Genomic DNA, 16,372 nt, shown 5'->3' with positions numbered 1-16,372 from the left:
TACAGGCCCCCTCAGGGCCGGGTCCGAGGCCCCTCACGGGGCGTCGGTCCGGTCCGTGGGACCGGTGGACTGCATGCGGCGCGTGCCGCAAGGACGGCGTGTGCCGGCCGGATCAGAAACTGCCTCCCGAGAGGTCGCCGAATCCGCCGAAGTCGCCTCCGGACAGGCCTCCGCCGCCGAGTCCGCCGAATCCTCCGCCGCCCCAGTCGGAGCCGCCGGAGGAGCCACCGGAGTTCAGGATCGAGTTGATCAGGATGCCTCCCAGCATGGCACCGCCCAGGCCGGAGCCGAAGGACGAGCCGCCGCGGCGGCGGTAGCGGTCGGCGCCGCCGAAGCCCTGGCCGAATCCCGCACCGCCGTACTGCATGCCGAACGAGGTCACGTCACGGCGGGCCAGCTCGGAGGCGCGCTCGGCCAGGTCGGAGGCGTGGTGGGCGGCGTCGAGCGCCTCGCCCGGATCCGAGGTGCGCATGCCGCGGGCGGCGTCGAGCGTCCGGGCGGCCTCGGAGAGCTTGGACCGTGCCTCGGGGCCGACGGCGCCGCGGCGGGCCGAGATGAAGTCTGCGGTGCCGTCGATCTGGCCCTGGGCGTGGGTGATCGCCGAAGGCAGCATGCGAGAGGCCTGCATGGCGTGTTCGCGGGCGTCGCGGACACCGGCCAGCGGTGCGTGGAGCTGACGGTGCGCCGCCTCGAGGCGGTGGATCAGGTCCATGGGGTCCGGGCGGCCGGCGTCCATCTGCGTGCGAACGTCCTGCAGGACGGCCTTGAGTCCGCCGGTCGGTCCGGCGAGCTCGGGACTGCGGCCGGAGTCCACCACCGCCTGGGCCTCTGCCACATCCTGGCGGCACTGGGCCACACCCTGGCGCAGGTGCTCCATGGTCTCGGCGAGCGTGCCCTCGGCGCGGCGGACGGCCTCGGTGAGGGTGCGCACCTGGTCGAGGGCCTCCTCGGCGGCGCGCACGGCCAGGGCCGCGGTGGGGCGGTCCCCGGCGTCCCAGGACGTCCGGGCCTTCTCCTCTGCGGTCCGCACGAAGTCCAGGCGCTCACGGGCCTGCTCCGCGTTGTCCCCGACCTCGGCGAGGGCGGAGTCGGCGTAGGAGGAGTGCAGGCGCACGAGGGTCTGCTCCGCCTCGGCCACCTTCTCCTCCGCTGCGGGCACGGCGGAGCCGAGCTCCCCCAGGGCGTCCGGGACGCGGTTCTCCAGGTCGCGGAGCTGCTCGAACTCCTTCTGATGGGCAGCGAGGGCGGCGCCGACCTCGTCGCAGCGTCCGATGATCTCCTTGAGCCAGCGGCGCTGGTCCTCCTCGGTGTCCGGGATGTCGTCCTCCATCTGCTGCTGCAGCTGGAAGGAGGCGCGCATGTGCTCCTTCGCCGTGGCGATGTCCTCCTTGAAGGTGGCGATCGCGTCCGCGCCGTACGCCGCCTCCGCGAAGCCCACCTCCTGTTCTGAGGAGCGGATCGCGTCGTCCGCGGCGACGAGCTTCGAGCCGGCCTTCGCGTGCAGCTCCTCGAGGGGCATCTCGTCCAACGGGTCCTTCGGCGCCGCAGGGGCGGAGGCGACCCGTCCCCGTTCCGGGGTCCGGGCAGGGTCCTTCCGAGACCGCTTCCACACGAGGTAGCCGCCGGCGCCCAGGCCCGCGGCCACCAGGCCACCGGTGAGCGCTGCGGCCGCACCGGAGCCGGAGTCGGAGCCGGTCGTCGCGCCCCCGCCCTCGCCCTGGGGCAGGGCGCCGTCCGGGGTGTACTCCTGGCCGCTCTCTCCACGGCCGTCCAGGGTGCCGTCTGCGGCGTCGTCCACGCCCTGCACTGCGGCGACGGCGGGGGCGAGCCAGTCCGGGGTGTCTCCGGTGGTGTTCTTCTGCAGCGACGGGGTCACGTAGGTGCGGGTGATGTCGTCCTGCATGGCGTTCAGCTGCGATCCGTCCGCGGCATCGAGCGCGTAGCGGCGGGTCTCCACGGCGATCGCCAGCACCGTGTCGTTGGTGCTCAGGCTGTTGGTGTCCGCGAAGTCCTGCACGAAGGCCTTGTCCCCGTTCGGGAACTGGTCCACGTAGACCACGTAGAGGCTCTCGCCGGTGTCCTGCCGCAGCTGTGCGACCTCGGACTCGAGACGGGACTCCTCGGTGGAGGAGAGCACGTCCGCCTGGTCCACCACGAAAATCCCGGGCGGGACGTCCATGGCCGCATGCGCCCCGGTCGCGGCCGCCGCGGCGAGCGCTCCGACGCCGCCGACCAGGACCGCACGGGCGAGCACGGGGACGGGACGGCGGAGAGGTGGTCGCTGCACGGAACGCTCCTGACGGTCGGGGAGCCGCGGCCATGCCCGGGTTCCCCGGGGTCCGACGCGCGGCGTCGGCTTGGTGGCAGTCTAGGCAGGGCGGACACCCTCGGTGAAGGGATCGGACGCATACTCCGCCCACAGCTGACGCGGGCGTGTCGCGGGCACAGCGTTGTCTCCGCGAAGCCGCGGCTGACCTCCAGGCAGATTCCAGGATGCGTCCAGAGAGCCGCTCCATCATGGAGTCCATCGACCCCACGCCGACCCGGCGAACACCACCAGCACGGACGGCGTCGCCCCGCGGCTCGAGCCCCGAGGCGACGCACGAGAGGACCAGGACCATGTCGTACCCCCAGCAGCCGACGCCGACCGACGTCAACGGCCAGACCCCGCCTTCCGCGGGCAGCGGCGAGCGCAGCCCGAAGCGCGTCGGCACCGGACTGCTGGCGGCCTGTGTGCTCGCCGCCGGACTCGTCGGGGGCGGCGCGGGGGCCGGTGCGGTCGCCCTCGCGAACGGCGGCGGGCCGGCCGCGTCGTCCGCGCAGGACGGCGGGGACGAGGACCGGGGCACCGAGGCCGGCGATGGCACCGCCCAGGACCCGCAGGACGCGCAGGGGTCCGGTGAGAGCGGTGCGGCGGACCGCGGCGCCGAGGCCGGCACGGTGAGCAAGGCGGCCGAGAAGGCCTCCCCCTCCGTCGTCACGATCTCCACCATCGCGAGCTCCGGCAGCGGCTCCGGCTCCGGCGTCGTGCTTGACGAGGAGGGCCACATCCTGACCAACAACCACGTGGTCACCATGGGCGGCACGACCTCCGACGCGGAGTTGACCGTCCAGACGTCGGACGGCTCGGTCTACGCGGCGAAGGTCGTCGGCACCGACCCGAAGTCCGACCTCGCCGTCATCAAGGTGGACGCCGAGGACCTCACCCCGATCGGCATCGGCGCGTCCGGGGACGTGCAGGTCGGCGACCAGGTGGTCGCCATCGGCGCCCCGCTCGGCCTGGCCGGGACGGTCACGGACGGCATCGTCTCCACGCTGAACCGCACCATCTCGGTGGCCTCCTCGGAGGTCCCGGACAACACCTCCGAGGGATCCCCGTACGAGTTCCAGTTCCCGCAGCAGGGCAGCGGTCAGCGGACCCAGGGGTCCGTGTTCCTCAACGTCATGCAGACGGACGCCGCCATCAACCCGGGCAACTCGGGCGGCGCCCTCGTGGACGCCAACGGCGACCTGGTCGGCATCAACGTGGCCATCGCCTCGGCCGGCGGCCAGGAGCAGAGCGGCGAGTCCGGCAACATCGGCGTCGGCTTCGCCATCCCGGTCGACTACGCCCACCGCATCGCCCAGGAACTCATCGAGGAAGGCGAGGTGGACCACGCGTTCCTGGGCGTCTCCGTGACCCCCGCGGAGGCGGACGTCCAGGGCGGCGGCGCCAGGACCCGCACCCAGTTCAGCGCCGGAGCCGAGGTCCGTGAGGTCGTCTCCGGCTCTCCGGCGGACCAGGCCGGGCTGAAGCAGGGGGACGTCGTCACCGAGGTGAACGGCCATCCGGTCAAGGACAGCGAGTCCCTCACCGCCACCGTGCGCCAGTTCGCCCCCGGCGACTCGGCCGAGGTGACCGTGCGCCGCGACGGCAAGGAGCAGGCCTTCGAGGTCACCTTCGCCACCAGCGACCAGCAGGGCTGACGCGACCGGCGTCGGGACGCACCCGGCCGACGCCCAGCGCGGCGCCCCACGGCCGGCGGCGGGGGAGAATGGGAGCCATGCAGACTCTCCTGACCCCCGCCGACCTCGCTGCGCGCCACGGCTGGCGTACCGCGCTCGCCGTCGGCGCCCATCCCGACGACCTCGACTTCGGCGCCGCCGCGACCCTCGCAGGGCTGACCGCCGCCGGCGTGCGCGTGGTGCAGTGCATCGTCACCGACGGCGATGCCGGCGGCTTCGACTCCGAGGGTCCGGAGGCCATGACCGCCCGCCGGCATGCGGAGCAGCGTGCCGCGGCCGCCATTCTGGGCATCGATCAGGTCCGCTTCCTCGGTGAGCGGGACGGCTTCCTCGAGCCGAACCAGCGGGTGCAGAAGGCCCTTGTCCGCGTGATGCGGCAGGTGCGTCCGGACGTCGTGCTCAGCCTGCACCCCGAACGGGACTGGGAGCGGATGCAGCGGTCCCACCCGGACCACCTGGCCTGCGGCGAGGCCGTCGTCCGGGCCGCCTACCCGGCCGTCGAGAATCCGTACGCCTACCCGGAGCTGCTCCAGGACGAGGGGCTGGAGGCCTTCCGCATCCGCCATCTGCTCCTCTACGCCGCGCCGCACGCCCGGGTAGACACCGCCGTGGACGTCACCGGGCTGGAGGAGGCCAAGGTCCGTGCGCTCGACGCCCACCTGTCCCAGCACCCCGACGTGGAGGGCATGCGCTCGTTCGTGCGCCGTCAGATGCGGGACGAGTTCGCGCTGGCCGGCGGCCGGGGCGACGGCTCGGCCGAGTCCTTCCACCTCGTCGAGGTCAACGGCGCGGACACGATCGCCGGCTTCTGAACCGCCGTCCGCGCCGTGGCGGCTGCCTCAGTCGTCCATCGTCCACTTGCCGCCGTAGCGGGGGCCGTCGTTGCCCGGGCGGAGCACCACGGAGGAGTGCACGTCGTCCGAGGGCTGCTCGGCGCCGGCCTCCGGCTCCACGGTCATGCCCACGGCCCCGTGGGCGTCGATGCCGTGGAAGGTCACCGGCTCCGTGAGGTCCTCGGCGGAGAACACGCCCAGCGACTGGGCCTGCTGGGACTCGTCCTTCGGGAGCAGCCACAGCTGGTAGGCCTGGCCCTGCGGCAGCGGACGCAGGCCCTCCAGCCGGACGTAGCCGGCGTCGATGTCGCGTGAGGTGGCCACCTGCATGGTGCCGCCGTCACGGGTGTCCACCGGCGTGGACGTGTAGACGTCGTCGGCGCGGTCGACCTTCTCCGGCAGCGTCGGGCCGGTCAAAAGGACTACGGCGACGACCAGGGCAGCGACCACCAGCAGCGCCGCGGTGCCGACGACCGCGACCATGCGGCGGCGGCCCGTGGCCTGCTCCTCGGGGGAGTGCCGCACCTCGTCGTGGTCCACGAGCGCCACGCCGATGTCCTGGGCGGGCAGTCGGCGCAGGATGCGGTCCAGCAGCTCGGACGGCGGCTCCTCCTGGACAGAGCGGAACGCCCAGGTGACGGCGTTGCGGGCGGCGCGCAGGCGGGTGCGCCACAGCGTGCCCTCGCTCGGGCCGCGGGCGGCGACGGATCCCTCGACGAGCGTGCGCTCGTCCGCGTCGAGGGCGTCGAGCGCGGCGACGTCAGCCAGCTCGAGACCTCGTCCGGCCTCCACGTCTGCGCGGACGGTGTCCATGAGGCCGGCGGCGCGGGGCGGGGTGGTGCTGAGGGGGCCCGTGAGGGTGCCACGCTCCTGCTCGGCGTCCCGGTGGGCGGCCACGAGGGCCTGGACGCCGTCCCGCACGAGCTCCTTGGCACGGGCGGCGGGGACGCCCATCTCCTCGGCGAGGCGGCGGCAGGTGCGGCCGCCGAGCCAGGCCAGGGACACGGCGCGGTACTGCTCGTCGCTGAGCGAGGCGCAGCTGAGGGGACGCTCGGCCGTGACATCCTCGCTCTTGCCGGCGTTCTCCGGCAGCAGTCCGTGGCCCCGCTCCGGCAGGGAGTCGGTGCGGGCCAGGGTGGTGACCACGCGGTGGGCCAGGACCTCCAGCCAGGTGAAGACGGTGCGCTCCCGACGGCGGACGTCGTCGTCCTCGGTCAGGTCCAGGTCGGTGTCCGGGGCCTCGTCCCACGCGGTGAGGTAGACGAGGGCGGTGGCCTCGGCGGCGTCGGCCTCCGAGGCCAGCACGGACCGGGAGAGGGCATGGACCCACGACACCGTGGTGTCGTAGAAGGCGGCGAAGGCCGCGCGGTCGCCTTCGCAGCTCAGTCGGAGCAGCACGTCGAGCGACGGCAGGGCGTCGTCGTGGGGTCCGTTCTCAGCGGTGCAGGTCGCGTCCATGGTCTTGTCAGTCTAGGCGGGCGGACCCGGCGAAGCCGTGCTGACGCCACGCCTCGAAGGTCACGATTGAGGCGGCATTCGCGAGGTTGAGCGACCGGCGGGCCGGCTGCATCGGCAGACGCACCGTCTGCGTGATCCGCGGGTGGGCGAGGGCCTCGTCCGGCAGCCCGGTGGACTCGCGGCCGAAGAGCAGCACGTCTCCGGGGCGGTAGGCGACCTCGTCATAGCGTGCGTCGCCGCGGGCGGTGAAGGCGAAGACGCGGGCCTCCGGCAGGGCGTCCAGGGCGGCGTCGAGGTCGGGATGGGTCTGCACCACCGCGAGGTCGTGGTAGTCCAGGCCGGCGCGGCGCAGGTGCGCGTCCGCGAAGGTGAAGCCGAGGGGCTCCACCAGGTGCAGGCTCGTGCCGGTGATCGCGGCCAGGCGGATGGCGTTGCCCGTGTTCCCGGGGATCTCCGGGGTGTGGAACATCAGATGGAAGCCGGGTGTGCCGGGGGCGGGGGCGCGCTCGGCGGCCAGGTGCGGGTTCTCGGTGCGGCGGGTCGGGACGGTGGCGGACACGCCCTTCATGGTAGGCCGGTCCGCCGTCCCCGGCGTGCGGGCTTCCCGACGACGGCCGTTCGCCTCCTGACACCGCCTCACCTCCGCCTGGGGGCGTCTCAGCCGGGCTCAGTACAGCTGGTCCACGAGCAGGTCGAGCGCCGCCCGGTCCACGGTGTCCGGCGCGCTGCCGGTGCCGAGGAACAGGAGCAGCTCGCGGACCAGGTCCCGGCCGGCGGCGGGCGCCGCAGTGAGCAGGTCCTGCTGGGCGGCGGGGTCGTCGGCACCGCGGACACGGCGGATCACGGGGGTGAGCCGCTCGTCCCGGTCCGTCATCACCAGCACGAAGCCGCCGACCGTCACCTGCGGCAGGGACCGCTGGAGCGTCATCATCGCCGGGCCCATCAGCGGCGGGGAGGCGGCCGAGCGGTGTGCGGACAGCTGCGCCCCGTCCCAGGTGTAGGTCCCGTCCGGCACCTGCATGGAGCCGATCAGCGCGAGCCGGTCGCCGCAGAGCACGGCATGGTCCACGTCGAGTCCCCGCTGGAAGCGTCCGCCCAGGCTGAGCCCGGTGAGGAAGCGGGCGGCCGGCAGCACCGGGGCGACGTCCGCGTCCAACAGGCGCAGCACCCGTGCCTGGCGGCGCTGGCGGTGCTCGTCCGGGAGCAGGCCGCGGCGCCGGGGCACCCCGTGCCAGCGGCGGGCCGAGCGGGCGGCGTCCAGGACCCCGTTCGGCACCGGCTCCGCCTGCAGCGGGGGGAGGTACCTCACCGGGCGCTGTGAGGGCGGGGGAGGGCCCGGGCGGGCCGAGGTGTCGGAGGCGCGTGCCGTCGTCGTGCCTACGCCGCGGCCTCCGGCCGTGCCCCGTCCAGTGCGCGCACGGCCGGTGGGCGCGTCCGCAGTCGCCAGGGAGAGGTCGTAGCGGCGGCGGGCCTCGGCGGTGCCGACGAGCTCCCAGGCCGCGCTGACGCGGCGGAACGCCTCGGGGCTGCCGCCGGCGTCCGGGTGCGCGCGGCGGGCGGCCCGGCGGTAGGCCCGGCGCAGCTGTTCCGCGTCCACGTCCGGGCGGACGGCGAGCACCTCGTAGGCGGTCTGCGGGCCCAGCTCGGCGGCGCTCATGCGTCGTTCCCGGACGGACGCACGTCGAGGGCGGCGCCGTCCTCCAGAGCGTTCGTGGAGCCCGCAGCGACGTAGCGGAGCAGCAGCATCGAGTCCTCGTGCAGCACGTGCACCAGGCGCAGGTCGAGCCCGACCGCCTGCGCGGCCGTGAGGATCCGCGGGCCGTCCCCGCCGACCAGCACAGGGGACAGGCTCAGCTGCAGCTCGTCGAGACGGCCGGCGGCGGCGACGGCGCCGAACAGGGACGGACCGCCTTCCCCGTGGACCACGCGGTGGCCGCGCGCGGCGAGCAGGGCCAGGGCGATCGCCGGGTCCACGTCGGTCTCGCCCGCGGCGAGCACGTCGGCGACGTCGGCGAGCGCTGCGGCCCGGTCGGCGTGGTCCCGCAGGGCGGCGGCGGAGGTCAGGACCACGGGCCGGCCCGGGGCACGGAGGAAGAAGGGGTCGGAGGCGGCCAGGTGCAGGCCACCGGACACCACGGCCACCTCCGGGTGCGCGTCCAGGCCGCGGGCGGTGCGCCAGGCGGAGGCCTCGGCGTCCACCAGCGGTCCGTCGTAGCCCTCCGCACGGACGGTCCCGGCGCCCACGAGGATCACGTCGGCATCCCTGCGGGCCAGGGCGAAGACCCGGTGATCGGCCGGAGTGCCGAGGCCGCCGGACCGGCCGTCCACAGCGGCGGCGCCATCGGCAGAGGAGATGAACATCATCCGCGTCCACGGGCGGTCGGCGGGCCGGGCGGAGAGAGGGTCGTGCCGTGCAGACCCGGTGGAGCGCGGGCCGTGCGGGCCGTCCAGAGCGCCGCGGAGCCGGCGCGGCGCGGCGTAGAGCGCGAGCAGGTCCTCGTCCGTCAGGGCCTGCCCGGTCCCGGTCAGCGCCCTCATGCGCGGGGCTCCCAGTCCTCGTCCGCGGCTACCGCGGAAAGGTCGGGATCCCGATTCAGGTCCCCGGTGTTGTGGACGGCCAGGACGGGGTCGCGCCAGCCTGCGATGCACTCGACCATGCGGGCGGCGTCCACGGAGGGGCGGACCTGGTGCATGCGCAGGATGCGTGCGCCGCCGGCCACGCAGGCCACGGCGGCGGCCAGGGACCCGGCAAGACGCCGGGACTTCGGGCGGTGAAGCGACTCGCCCACGAAGTCCTTGTTGGAGACCGCGGCCAGCACGGGGAAGCCCAGGTCTGCGACCTCCTCCAGGCGACGGGTGACCTCCAGGGTGTGCACGGTGGTCTTGTTCAGGTCATGGCCCGGGTCCACGATGATCTTCTCCGGCGCCACGCCCAGGGACACGGCGCGGTCAACGGTGCGCAGCAGCTGCTCGCGCACCTCGGCCACCACGTCGGAGTACTGCGGGCGGGGCACCACGGTGCGCGGCCCGGTGAGGTGGGCCAGCGAGTGGGTGACCACGAGGTGGGCGCCGTGCTCGGCGGCGACGCGGCCGAGGTCCGGGTAGTAGAGGCCGGAGGTGTCGTTGACGACGTCCGCGCCGGCCTCGAGGGCCGCCGCCGCGACCGCCGGCTGGAAGGTGTCCGCCGAGAGGATCGCGCGGGCGGCCTCCTCGCCGCCGTGCACGCCGCCGTCTCCGGCGCGCAGGGCGGCGATCAGCGGGGCGACGCGCTCGGCCTCCTCGGCAGGGTCCAGCTCCTCGCCCGGGGCGAAGGGCACGCCGCCGACGTCCAGCCAGTCGGCGCCGTCGGCCGCGGCGGCGCGGGCGGCGTCCACGGCGGCATCGAAGGCGAAGGTCGCCCCGGCGTCGTAGAAGGAGTCCGGGGTCCGGTTGACCACCGCCATCACGAGCACGCGGGTGCGCAGGTCCACCTCCGTGTGGGCGAACCGGTGCACGGGATGCTTCAGGGCGGGGACGGGGAAGAGCACCCGTTCATTCAACCATCCGCACCGCACGGGGACCGTGAGACCCGGAAGGGCTGTGTGCCCCGGTGGTGGCGTGCACCTCGCCCTGGTTCCCGTCCCTGGGCGCCTCGTTCGGCCGCTGTCTGCCCCCGTCGGGGCGACCGGACCCTGGGGGCGTCCTCGGCCACGCCGGGCGCGGCTCCTAGACTGACGGGGTGACCACTTCGGACCGCGTGCACCTGGACCACGCCGCCACCACGGCGGTGCGGCCGGCCGCGCTGAAGGCCCTGACCGAGACGGCCGCGCTGCCGGGCAACCCGGCCTCCCTCCACGCCTCCGGCCGCCGGGCCAAGCTGTGCCTCGAGCAGGCGCGAGAGCGCTTCGCCGCGGCGCTCGGGGCGCACCCGACGGAGGTGATCCTCACGTCCGGGGGCACCGAGGCGGACAACCTCGCCGTCCAGGGGCTGTACCGGGCCCGCCGCGCCGCGGCGCCGGAACGCACCCGGATCGTGCTGACCGGCATCGAGCACCACGCGGTCCTCGATGTGGTCGACTGGCTCGCCGCGCACGAGGGCGCCGAGCCGGTGCTCGTCCCGGTCGACGACGACGGGCGGGTCGACCTCGCCGCATGGGAGACCGCGCTGGCGGCCGCGCCCGAGCAGACCGCCCTGGCCACGCTGATGTGGGCCAACAACGAGATCGGCACGGTCCAGCCCGTGGCCGAGGCCGCCCGGCTCGCGGCCGACCACGGGGTCCCGTTGCACACCGACGCCGTCCAGGCCCTCGGGGCCGTGCCCGTGGACTTCGCCGCGTCCGGGGCCGCGAGTCTGGCCGTCTCGGGCCACAAGGTCGGCGCCCCCGTGGGTGTCGGCGCCCTGCTGGTGCGCCGGGACGTCACGCTGGAGGCGGTGCTGCATGGCGGCGGCCAGGAACGCCGTCTGCGCTCGGGCACGGTGTCGGTGGCCCTGGCCGCCGCACTGGCGGCCGCCGTGGCGGAGGCCGTCGCGGAGCAGCCTGCCGAGGCCGCCCGGCTGGGCGCGCTGCGGGACGAGGTGATCGCCGCCGTCGACGCCCTGGACGGGGTGCGCCTGACCGGGCCGCGGGACCTCGACCCGGCGACGGGGCAGGCGCTGCCGCCGGGGACGCGCCGGCTGCCCGGCAACGTCCACATCACCGTGCCGGGCCGGACGGCGGACGCGCTGCTGTTCTCCTTCGACATGGCCGGGCTGGACACCTCGTCCGGGTCGGCGTGCACCGCCGGGGTGGCCGAGCCGTCGCACGTGGTCGCGGCCCTGCCGGGGCGGACGGAGGCCGACGCGCGGGCCACCCAGCGGTTCACCCTCGGTCGGACGACGACGCCGGCCGAGGTGGCCGCGCTGCTCGATGCGCTGCGCACGCTGCTGCGCTGAGCTGCTCGGCCGCTGTGTGCATTCGTGGTGCTTCTGCTTGACGTGACATGGAGGGTGGGGCGAGGGTGTCCGCAGGGACCGCTGGATTCGGCGGAGGAGGGGACATCATGGACCGAGGAACGCCACTGCGCGCCGACATCGCCATGCCGGAGACGACGACGCGAGTCGACGTGGAACATCAGGCGGACGCGCCCTGGGGTGAAGTCACGGTCGCTGTGCTCCTCCCGTACCACCTGGACTGGCGACGTCGGGAGATCTGCGCCACCAAGCGCCCCTTTCGGCTGCGCAGCGGTGACGACCCGACCCGCGACCTCGTCGACGTCCCCACGGACAAGGCACATCAGCTCGGGGTGGCGCGCCGAACATGGGACCCCCTCTCCCTGAACCCCACCGGACAGCCAGGCACCGACCAGCCGCCCGGCATGACCGTGCGGGACACCGCATACCAGCACTGGTTCGATCCGGCGAAGTACTTCCACTCGGACCACCTGGCGGCGCGTGTCGTCGCCACCAGCGCGGCATCGGGCTCCACAGGCAAGGGCAACGTCTACGAGGCGTGGGTTCCCGGTGACCCCGCCTCGGCTCAGGCCGGCACCGCTCTTCCCGGCCGCCTCTACGACGTCTACAGCGACCTGGTGCTCGACCGGTCAGCTGATGCGCAGAAGCGACTGCATGTTCTGGGGGCCGAGCGGCACGAGTTCGAATCCGTGCGGTCGGGCGACGCCATGGAGGACCCCGGATTCGGATTCGCCGTCCTGCACCTGAAGGCCGTCGGATTCACGAGTGACGAGCTGACCCGCCTGTCGGAGTACATCAGCAAGCCGTCGTGGTGGCCGTCCGACGGCGGACGGGGGCTCTCGGTCGACATCACCAGGATCCTCCACGGGATGGGGTTGCACGTCCAGGCCTCCCGCGGCGGGTACACCGATTCGTGCCGCAGACGCGACGGATCCCTGGACTGCCGGGTCGACCCGAGCGTGGACTACGTCCCCACCGACGCCGAGGTCCACGCGTCAGGGTGGCGGGAGCACACGCTCAGGAAAGCCTACTTCCCTGGTGACCGACGCCCCCCGACGCTGGTCTACGAGACGGGGTGCCTCGGCGACGCACCCGGCAGCGAGCCGGTGACACAGGGATCGGTCGGCAGGCTGCCGAAGTCGGTGAACAGGGTGATGGCGCTCTGGTGTCTTCCGCTCGACGACCTGCGACGGCCCAGCCCCTATTCGCTCTTCCACCTGGAGGAGTCCGACGTCTGGTCGGAGGCGGAGAAGTGGTCCTACCAGCTCGCGGCAGGCCACCGGCTCAGCGGCACCTACGCCCTTCCGGACGACACGCGCGAGGAGGCATCGTCCGGGACCGTCCACGCATTGGGCTGTGACATGCGGGTCTGCTCCACCGGCGCCGCCGTGCTTCTCGACCCCCGGTTGAGCAGCAGCCAGGCCGACTTCCACAGGTACCGCAACCGGGCGGGCCAGGGGAGGAGGGTGAAGGACCTGCAGGTGGGCAGCTACGTCTCCGACCCTCTGGTGCGAAGCATCGTCCACGGTCGATTCGTCGACCTGGCCATGCTGGGGATGCGGCAGCGGTTCCTGCTGGCCGAACACGTCCAGGCGCTGGCGCGTCTGCACGAGCGCTCGCCAGGACGATCCGACTCCGACGTCGACAGCGCCATCGACCTGGAGCAGCGCTTCCAATGGTTCATCAACCAGCGTTGGTTCGAGGACGTCCCCGGACGCCCGGAGGCGACGCGAATGCTCACAGCGCTCCAAGAGCAGTGGGGCCTGGTCGCCGGTCTGGACCGTGTCCGGGAAGAGCAGGAAGGCATCTTCCGCATCCAGACCTTCCGCCACCGTCAGCGCCAAGAGGCAGAGGAGTCCCGGGCGCAGCGACAGCGTCAGATCGAGACCGACCGGCAAGAACAGGCCAGGGACGAGGAACGCCGACGTCGCAGCCGCAACCGGGAGTCCTTCGAGTACCTGGCGGCGGTCTTCGCCCCTCCGTCCCTGATCTTCGGTGCGCTGGCGGTGCGCGACGAGCCCCACCCGGACCTGTTCGTCCAGGGGCTGGTCTGGTCGGTCGTCGTGATCGTCCTCGCGGTCCTGGTGCTCGGGGTGAGGTCCCTGACGGCCCGGCGCCATCCGCCGGCGGGTGGGACGTCGAACACGACCGACGATGCACCCGGGCCCGGGTCGAGGCGGCCGACCCCGCCCTCGTAGACTGGACCGCCCACCCGTCGTCGAGAGAGGAGCCCGCCGTGAAGGTCCTGGCCGCCATGTCCGGGGGAGTGGACTCGGCCGTCGCCGCCGCCCGCGCCGTGGACGCCGGGCACGAGGTGGTGGGCGTGCACCTGGCGCTGTCCCGCATGCCCGGCACCCTGCGCACCGGCTCCCGCGGCTGCTGCACCATCGAGGACGCCTCGGACGCGTGGCGCGCCTGCGAGCGGCTCGGCATCCCGTTCTACACCTGGGACTTCTCCGAGAGGTTCAAGGAGGACGTGGTGGACGACTTCGTGGCCGAGTACGCCGCGGGCCGCACCCCGAACCCCTGCATGCGCTGCAACGAGAAGATCAAGTTCGCCGCGCTGCTCGAGCGGGCCCTGCAGCTCGGCTTCGACGCCGTCTGCACCGGCCACTACGCCGCCGTGCGCCCCGGCCCGGACGGCACTCCGGAGCTGCACCGTGCCGCCGACGACGCCAAGGACCAGTCCTACGTCCTCGGCGTCCTCACCGCCGAACAGCTCGAGCACTGCCTCTTCCCGCTGGCCGACACGCCCTCCAAGGAGCTCGTGCGCGCCGAGGCCGCCGAGCGCGGGCTGTCCGTGGCGCAGAAGCCCGACTCCCACGACATCTGCTTCATCCCCGACGGGGACACCCGCGGCTGGCTCGCCGAGCGCATCGACCTGGCCCCCGGGGCCATCCTCGGCACCGACGGCGAGCGCCTCGGTACCCACACCGGCGCCCAGGCCTACACCGTGGGCCAGCGCAAGGGCCTGGCCATCGGCCGTCCCGCCCCGGACGGGAAGCCGCGCTTCGTGCTGGAGGTGCGGCCGAAGGAGAACACCGTGGTGGTCGGCGGCCGCGAGCTGCTGGACGTGGATCGCATCGAGGGCATCCGCCCCACCTGGGCCGGTGCACCGCTGACCGAGGCCGCGGCGGGGGACTGGTTCGACTGTCAGCTGCAGTTCCGCGCCCACGGGGAGATCGTCCCGGCCCTCGCCCGGGTGGACGACGGCGGCGAGCGCTGGCTGATCCGGCCGGAACGTCCGCTGCGGGGCGTGGCGCCGGGCCAGACCGCCGTGCTCTACCGGGGCACCCGCGTGCTGGGCCAGGTCACGATCGACCGCGCCCGCAACCGGGCCCTGGACGAGGCGCCGGGACCGGACGGGGAACGGACAGCGGAGCCGGACCGAGACCGGCCCGCGCAGTGAGACGGCCAGGACCGGGCCGCCCGCCGTTTGTAGGGTGGCTGGCATGAGCGCGCAGTACGACCCCCACGCCAGCTCCCTCGCCGGTTCCACGGAGCCGGCCGTCCTTCAGGAGCTCTATGCGATCCGCGGGAGCATCGACAACATCGACGCGTCCCTGGTCTACCTGCTCGCCGAGCGCTTCAAGTTCACCCAGCGTGTGGGCCGGCTCAAGGCCGAGCACGAGCTGCCGCCCTCAGATCCCGGTCGTGAGACGGCCCAGATCGCACGCCTGAGGGCGCTCGCCGAGGACGCCGACCTCGAGCCCGAGTTTGCCGCGAAGTTCCTCAACTTCGTCATCGCCGAGGTCATCCGCCACCACCAGGCGATCGCCGAAGAGGAGCATGACGGGCAGGCCGGGCATGACGACTGATCCCGCCCCGACGACGGCACGCGCCGCCGGCTCGTCCCTGGCGGTGGATCAGGCACAGGTCTCGCGGTACGGGCTCGCCCCGTCGGCCGAGCCGGCGGAGCCGGGACGGGTGCGTGCCCTCGTGGGCGGCACCTGGCGGGGCCTGAACGCGGCCGAGGCGGCCCTGGCCACCCTCGGCGAGGCGGGGGCTGCGCACTGGCCGCTGCTGCCCGAGCTGCCGGACCGTGGGCCCGGGGCCGAACCGGTCGGCCGCACCGCCGCACTGCTGCCGGACCTCGCCGTGGACCTGCAGCCGCATGGCTGGCGCATCAGCCCGCCCGGGGCCCGGTCCAACGGCATGGACCATCGCCGTGCCACCGCACACCTGTCCGAGGACCTGCACCGTCTGGCGGACACTGCCGGCGCCGAGGGGATCGGGATCGACCGTCTCGCCGTCCGCGTCGTCGGGCCGCTGAGTCTGCTCGGGAGCCTGTGGCTGCCCGGCGGGGAGCGTGTGGCGGTGGACGCCGGTGCCCGCCGGGACGTGGCCGCGGCCTGGACCGAGGGCGTGGCAGGTCTGCTGTCTCGGCTTCGCACCGAGGCCGGTGCCCGCCGCACGGCCCTGTGGATCGACGAGCCCCTGGCCGCCGCGGTGCTCGCCGGAGCCCTGCCCACCGCGTCCGGGTACCGCACCGTGCGCTCCGTGCCTCGTGACGAGGCCCGTACCCACTGGCGGGCGGCCCTGGCCGTCCTTGCCGGCGAGGAGGCCCGGGCCTCGGGCGCCGCGCCCGCGCGGGCGTGGATCGACGCCGGCCGTCGCGGCTGCTCCGCGGAGGAGGGCCCCGGCCCGGCCGATCTGGCCCTGCTGGCCTCCGAGGCCCTGCCGACGCCGGTTGCCCCCGCTGCGGACGACGGACGCGGCGGCTCGGCTGCCCAGACCGTGGGCGTGGCCGTGGACGCCCCGGACCCGGACGTCCCTGCCGGCCCCGCCGCCTGGGACGTCGTCGGCGGCTGGAGCGAGGCCGGCCGACCGCTGGCGATCCGGCACGTGGCCGGCCGCGGACCCGCGGCGCTGATGCGGGACGTCGAACGCGTCGGACTGGACCCCGCGCTGACCGTCGGCTGGACCCTGATGGGGCCGGCCGTCGTCGGGAAGGACGCGCTGCGCCGGACGGCGCAGGCCGCGGACGAGCTCGAGGACCGCCGCACGGACCTGGCCGGCTGAGGCTGCAGGTCCGTCTCAGCGCACGGTGACGGGCTGCCCGGCCAGGGACGATAAGCTGGCCCACAGACATTGGGCGGGGCCGGGCAGGTCCTGCCCAGGCATCCCGTGCACAGGCGCAGGGGAC

13 protein-coding genes are annotated in these 16,372 nt (G+C 74.1%); 7 read left to right on the top strand and 6 right to left on the bottom strand.

Annotated features, from left to right (window positions below; translation table 11 throughout):
- Positions 1-112: 112 nt before the first annotated feature.
- Positions 113-2,287 carry a YgcG family protein gene (locus CEQ11_RS09500; protein ID WP_227718830.1) on the bottom strand — a complete coding sequence of 725 codons (2,175 nt, stop codon included), beginning with the start codon at positions 2,285-2,287 and terminating at the stop codon, positions 113-115.
- A gap of 332 nt (positions 2,288-2,619) precedes the next feature.
- Here CEQ11_RS09500 and CEQ11_RS09495 point away from each other — a divergent pair, with 332 nt between their 5' ends.
- Positions 2,620-3,966, top strand: a complete 1,347-nt coding sequence (locus tag CEQ11_RS09495) for a S1C family serine protease (protein WP_088478460.1) — start codon at positions 2,620-2,622, stop codon at positions 3,964-3,966.
- Between the two features lie 77 nt (positions 3,967-4,043).
- Positions 4,044-4,817 (top strand): PIG-L deacetylase family protein, encoded by a 774-nt coding sequence (locus tag CEQ11_RS09490; RefSeq protein WP_088478459.1) that lies wholly within the window; start codon positions 4,044-4,046, stop codon positions 4,815-4,817.
- A gap of 27 nt (positions 4,818-4,844) precedes the next feature.
- On the opposite strand, the gene CEQ11_RS09485 is transcribed toward CEQ11_RS09490, so the two are convergent.
- The 5 genes from CEQ11_RS09485 to folP form a co-directional block, all read right to left on the bottom strand.
- Positions 4,845-6,296, bottom strand: coding sequence for an anti-sigma factor domain-containing protein (locus CEQ11_RS09485; protein ID WP_088478458.1), 1,452 nt, complete (start codon positions 6,294-6,296; stop codon positions 4,845-4,847).
- 7 nt (positions 6,297-6,303) lie between these two features.
- The gene (locus tag CEQ11_RS09480) at positions 6,304-6,765 is read right to left on the bottom strand and encodes a tRNA (cytidine(34)-2'-O)-methyltransferase (protein ID WP_067191298.1); all 462 of its coding nucleotides are present in this window, start codon (positions 6,763-6,765) and stop codon (positions 6,304-6,306) included.
- A 198-nt stretch (positions 6,766-6,963) separates the two neighbouring features.
- The gene (locus CEQ11_RS09475) at positions 6,964-7,953 is read right to left on the bottom strand and encodes a DnaJ domain-containing protein (protein ID WP_088478456.1); all 990 of its coding nucleotides are present in this window, start codon (positions 7,951-7,953) and stop codon (positions 6,964-6,966) included.
- Positions 7,950-8,834: a dihydrofolate reductase family protein gene (locus tag CEQ11_RS09470; protein WP_088478455.1), complete on the bottom strand. Its 885-nt coding sequence runs from the start codon at positions 8,832-8,834 to the stop codon at positions 7,950-7,952. The genes CEQ11_RS09475 and CEQ11_RS09470 overlap by 4 nt, the downstream gene beginning before the upstream one ends.
- Positions 8,831-9,823 (bottom strand): dihydropteroate synthase, encoded by a 993-nt coding sequence (gene folP / locus CEQ11_RS09465; RefSeq protein ID WP_227718829.1) that lies wholly within the window; start codon positions 9,821-9,823, stop codon positions 8,831-8,833. The genes CEQ11_RS09470 and folP overlap by 4 nt, the downstream gene beginning before the upstream one ends.
- Before the next feature lie 191 nt (positions 9,824-10,014).
- On the opposite strand from folP, the gene CEQ11_RS09460 reads away from it, so the two are divergent.
- The 5 genes from CEQ11_RS09460 (at position 10,015) to CEQ11_RS09440 (ending at position 16,248) form a co-directional block, all read left to right on the top strand.
- The gene (locus tag CEQ11_RS09460; protein ID WP_088478454.1) at positions 10,015-11,208 is read left to right on the top strand and encodes a cysteine desulfurase family protein; all 1,194 of its coding nucleotides are present in this window, start codon (positions 10,015-10,017) and stop codon (positions 11,206-11,208) included.
- A gap of 107 nt (positions 11,209-11,315) precedes the next feature.
- Positions 11,316-13,424 (top strand): hypothetical protein, encoded by a 2,109-nt coding sequence (locus tag CEQ11_RS09455; RefSeq protein WP_088478453.1) that lies wholly within the window; start codon positions 11,316-11,318, stop codon positions 13,422-13,424.
- Positions 13,425-13,462: 38 nt separating this feature from the next.
- Positions 13,463-14,635 (top strand): tRNA 2-thiouridine(34) synthase MnmA, encoded by a 1,173-nt coding sequence (gene mnmA, locus CEQ11_RS09450; protein WP_088478452.1) that lies wholly within the window; start codon positions 13,463-13,465, stop codon positions 14,633-14,635.
- A 43-nt stretch (positions 14,636-14,678) separates the two neighbouring features.
- Positions 14,679-15,044: a chorismate mutase gene (locus CEQ11_RS09445; protein ID WP_070637756.1), complete on the top strand. Its 366-nt coding sequence runs from the start codon at positions 14,679-14,681 to the stop codon at positions 15,042-15,044.
- Positions 15,034-16,248, top strand: coding sequence for a hypothetical protein (locus CEQ11_RS09440; protein WP_088478451.1), 1,215 nt, complete (start codon positions 15,034-15,036; stop codon positions 16,246-16,248). Before CEQ11_RS09445 ends, CEQ11_RS09440 begins: the two co-directional genes overlap by 11 nt.
- Positions 16,249-16,372: the final 124 nt, after the last annotated feature.

This window comes from Micrococcus sp. FDAARGOS_333, from assembly GCF_002206575.2.
GTDB classification, from domain to species: domain Bacteria; phylum Actinomycetota; class Actinomycetes; order Actinomycetales; family Micrococcaceae; genus Micrococcus; species Micrococcus lylae.
This window is presented reverse-complemented; position numbering and strand designations above follow the sequence as displayed.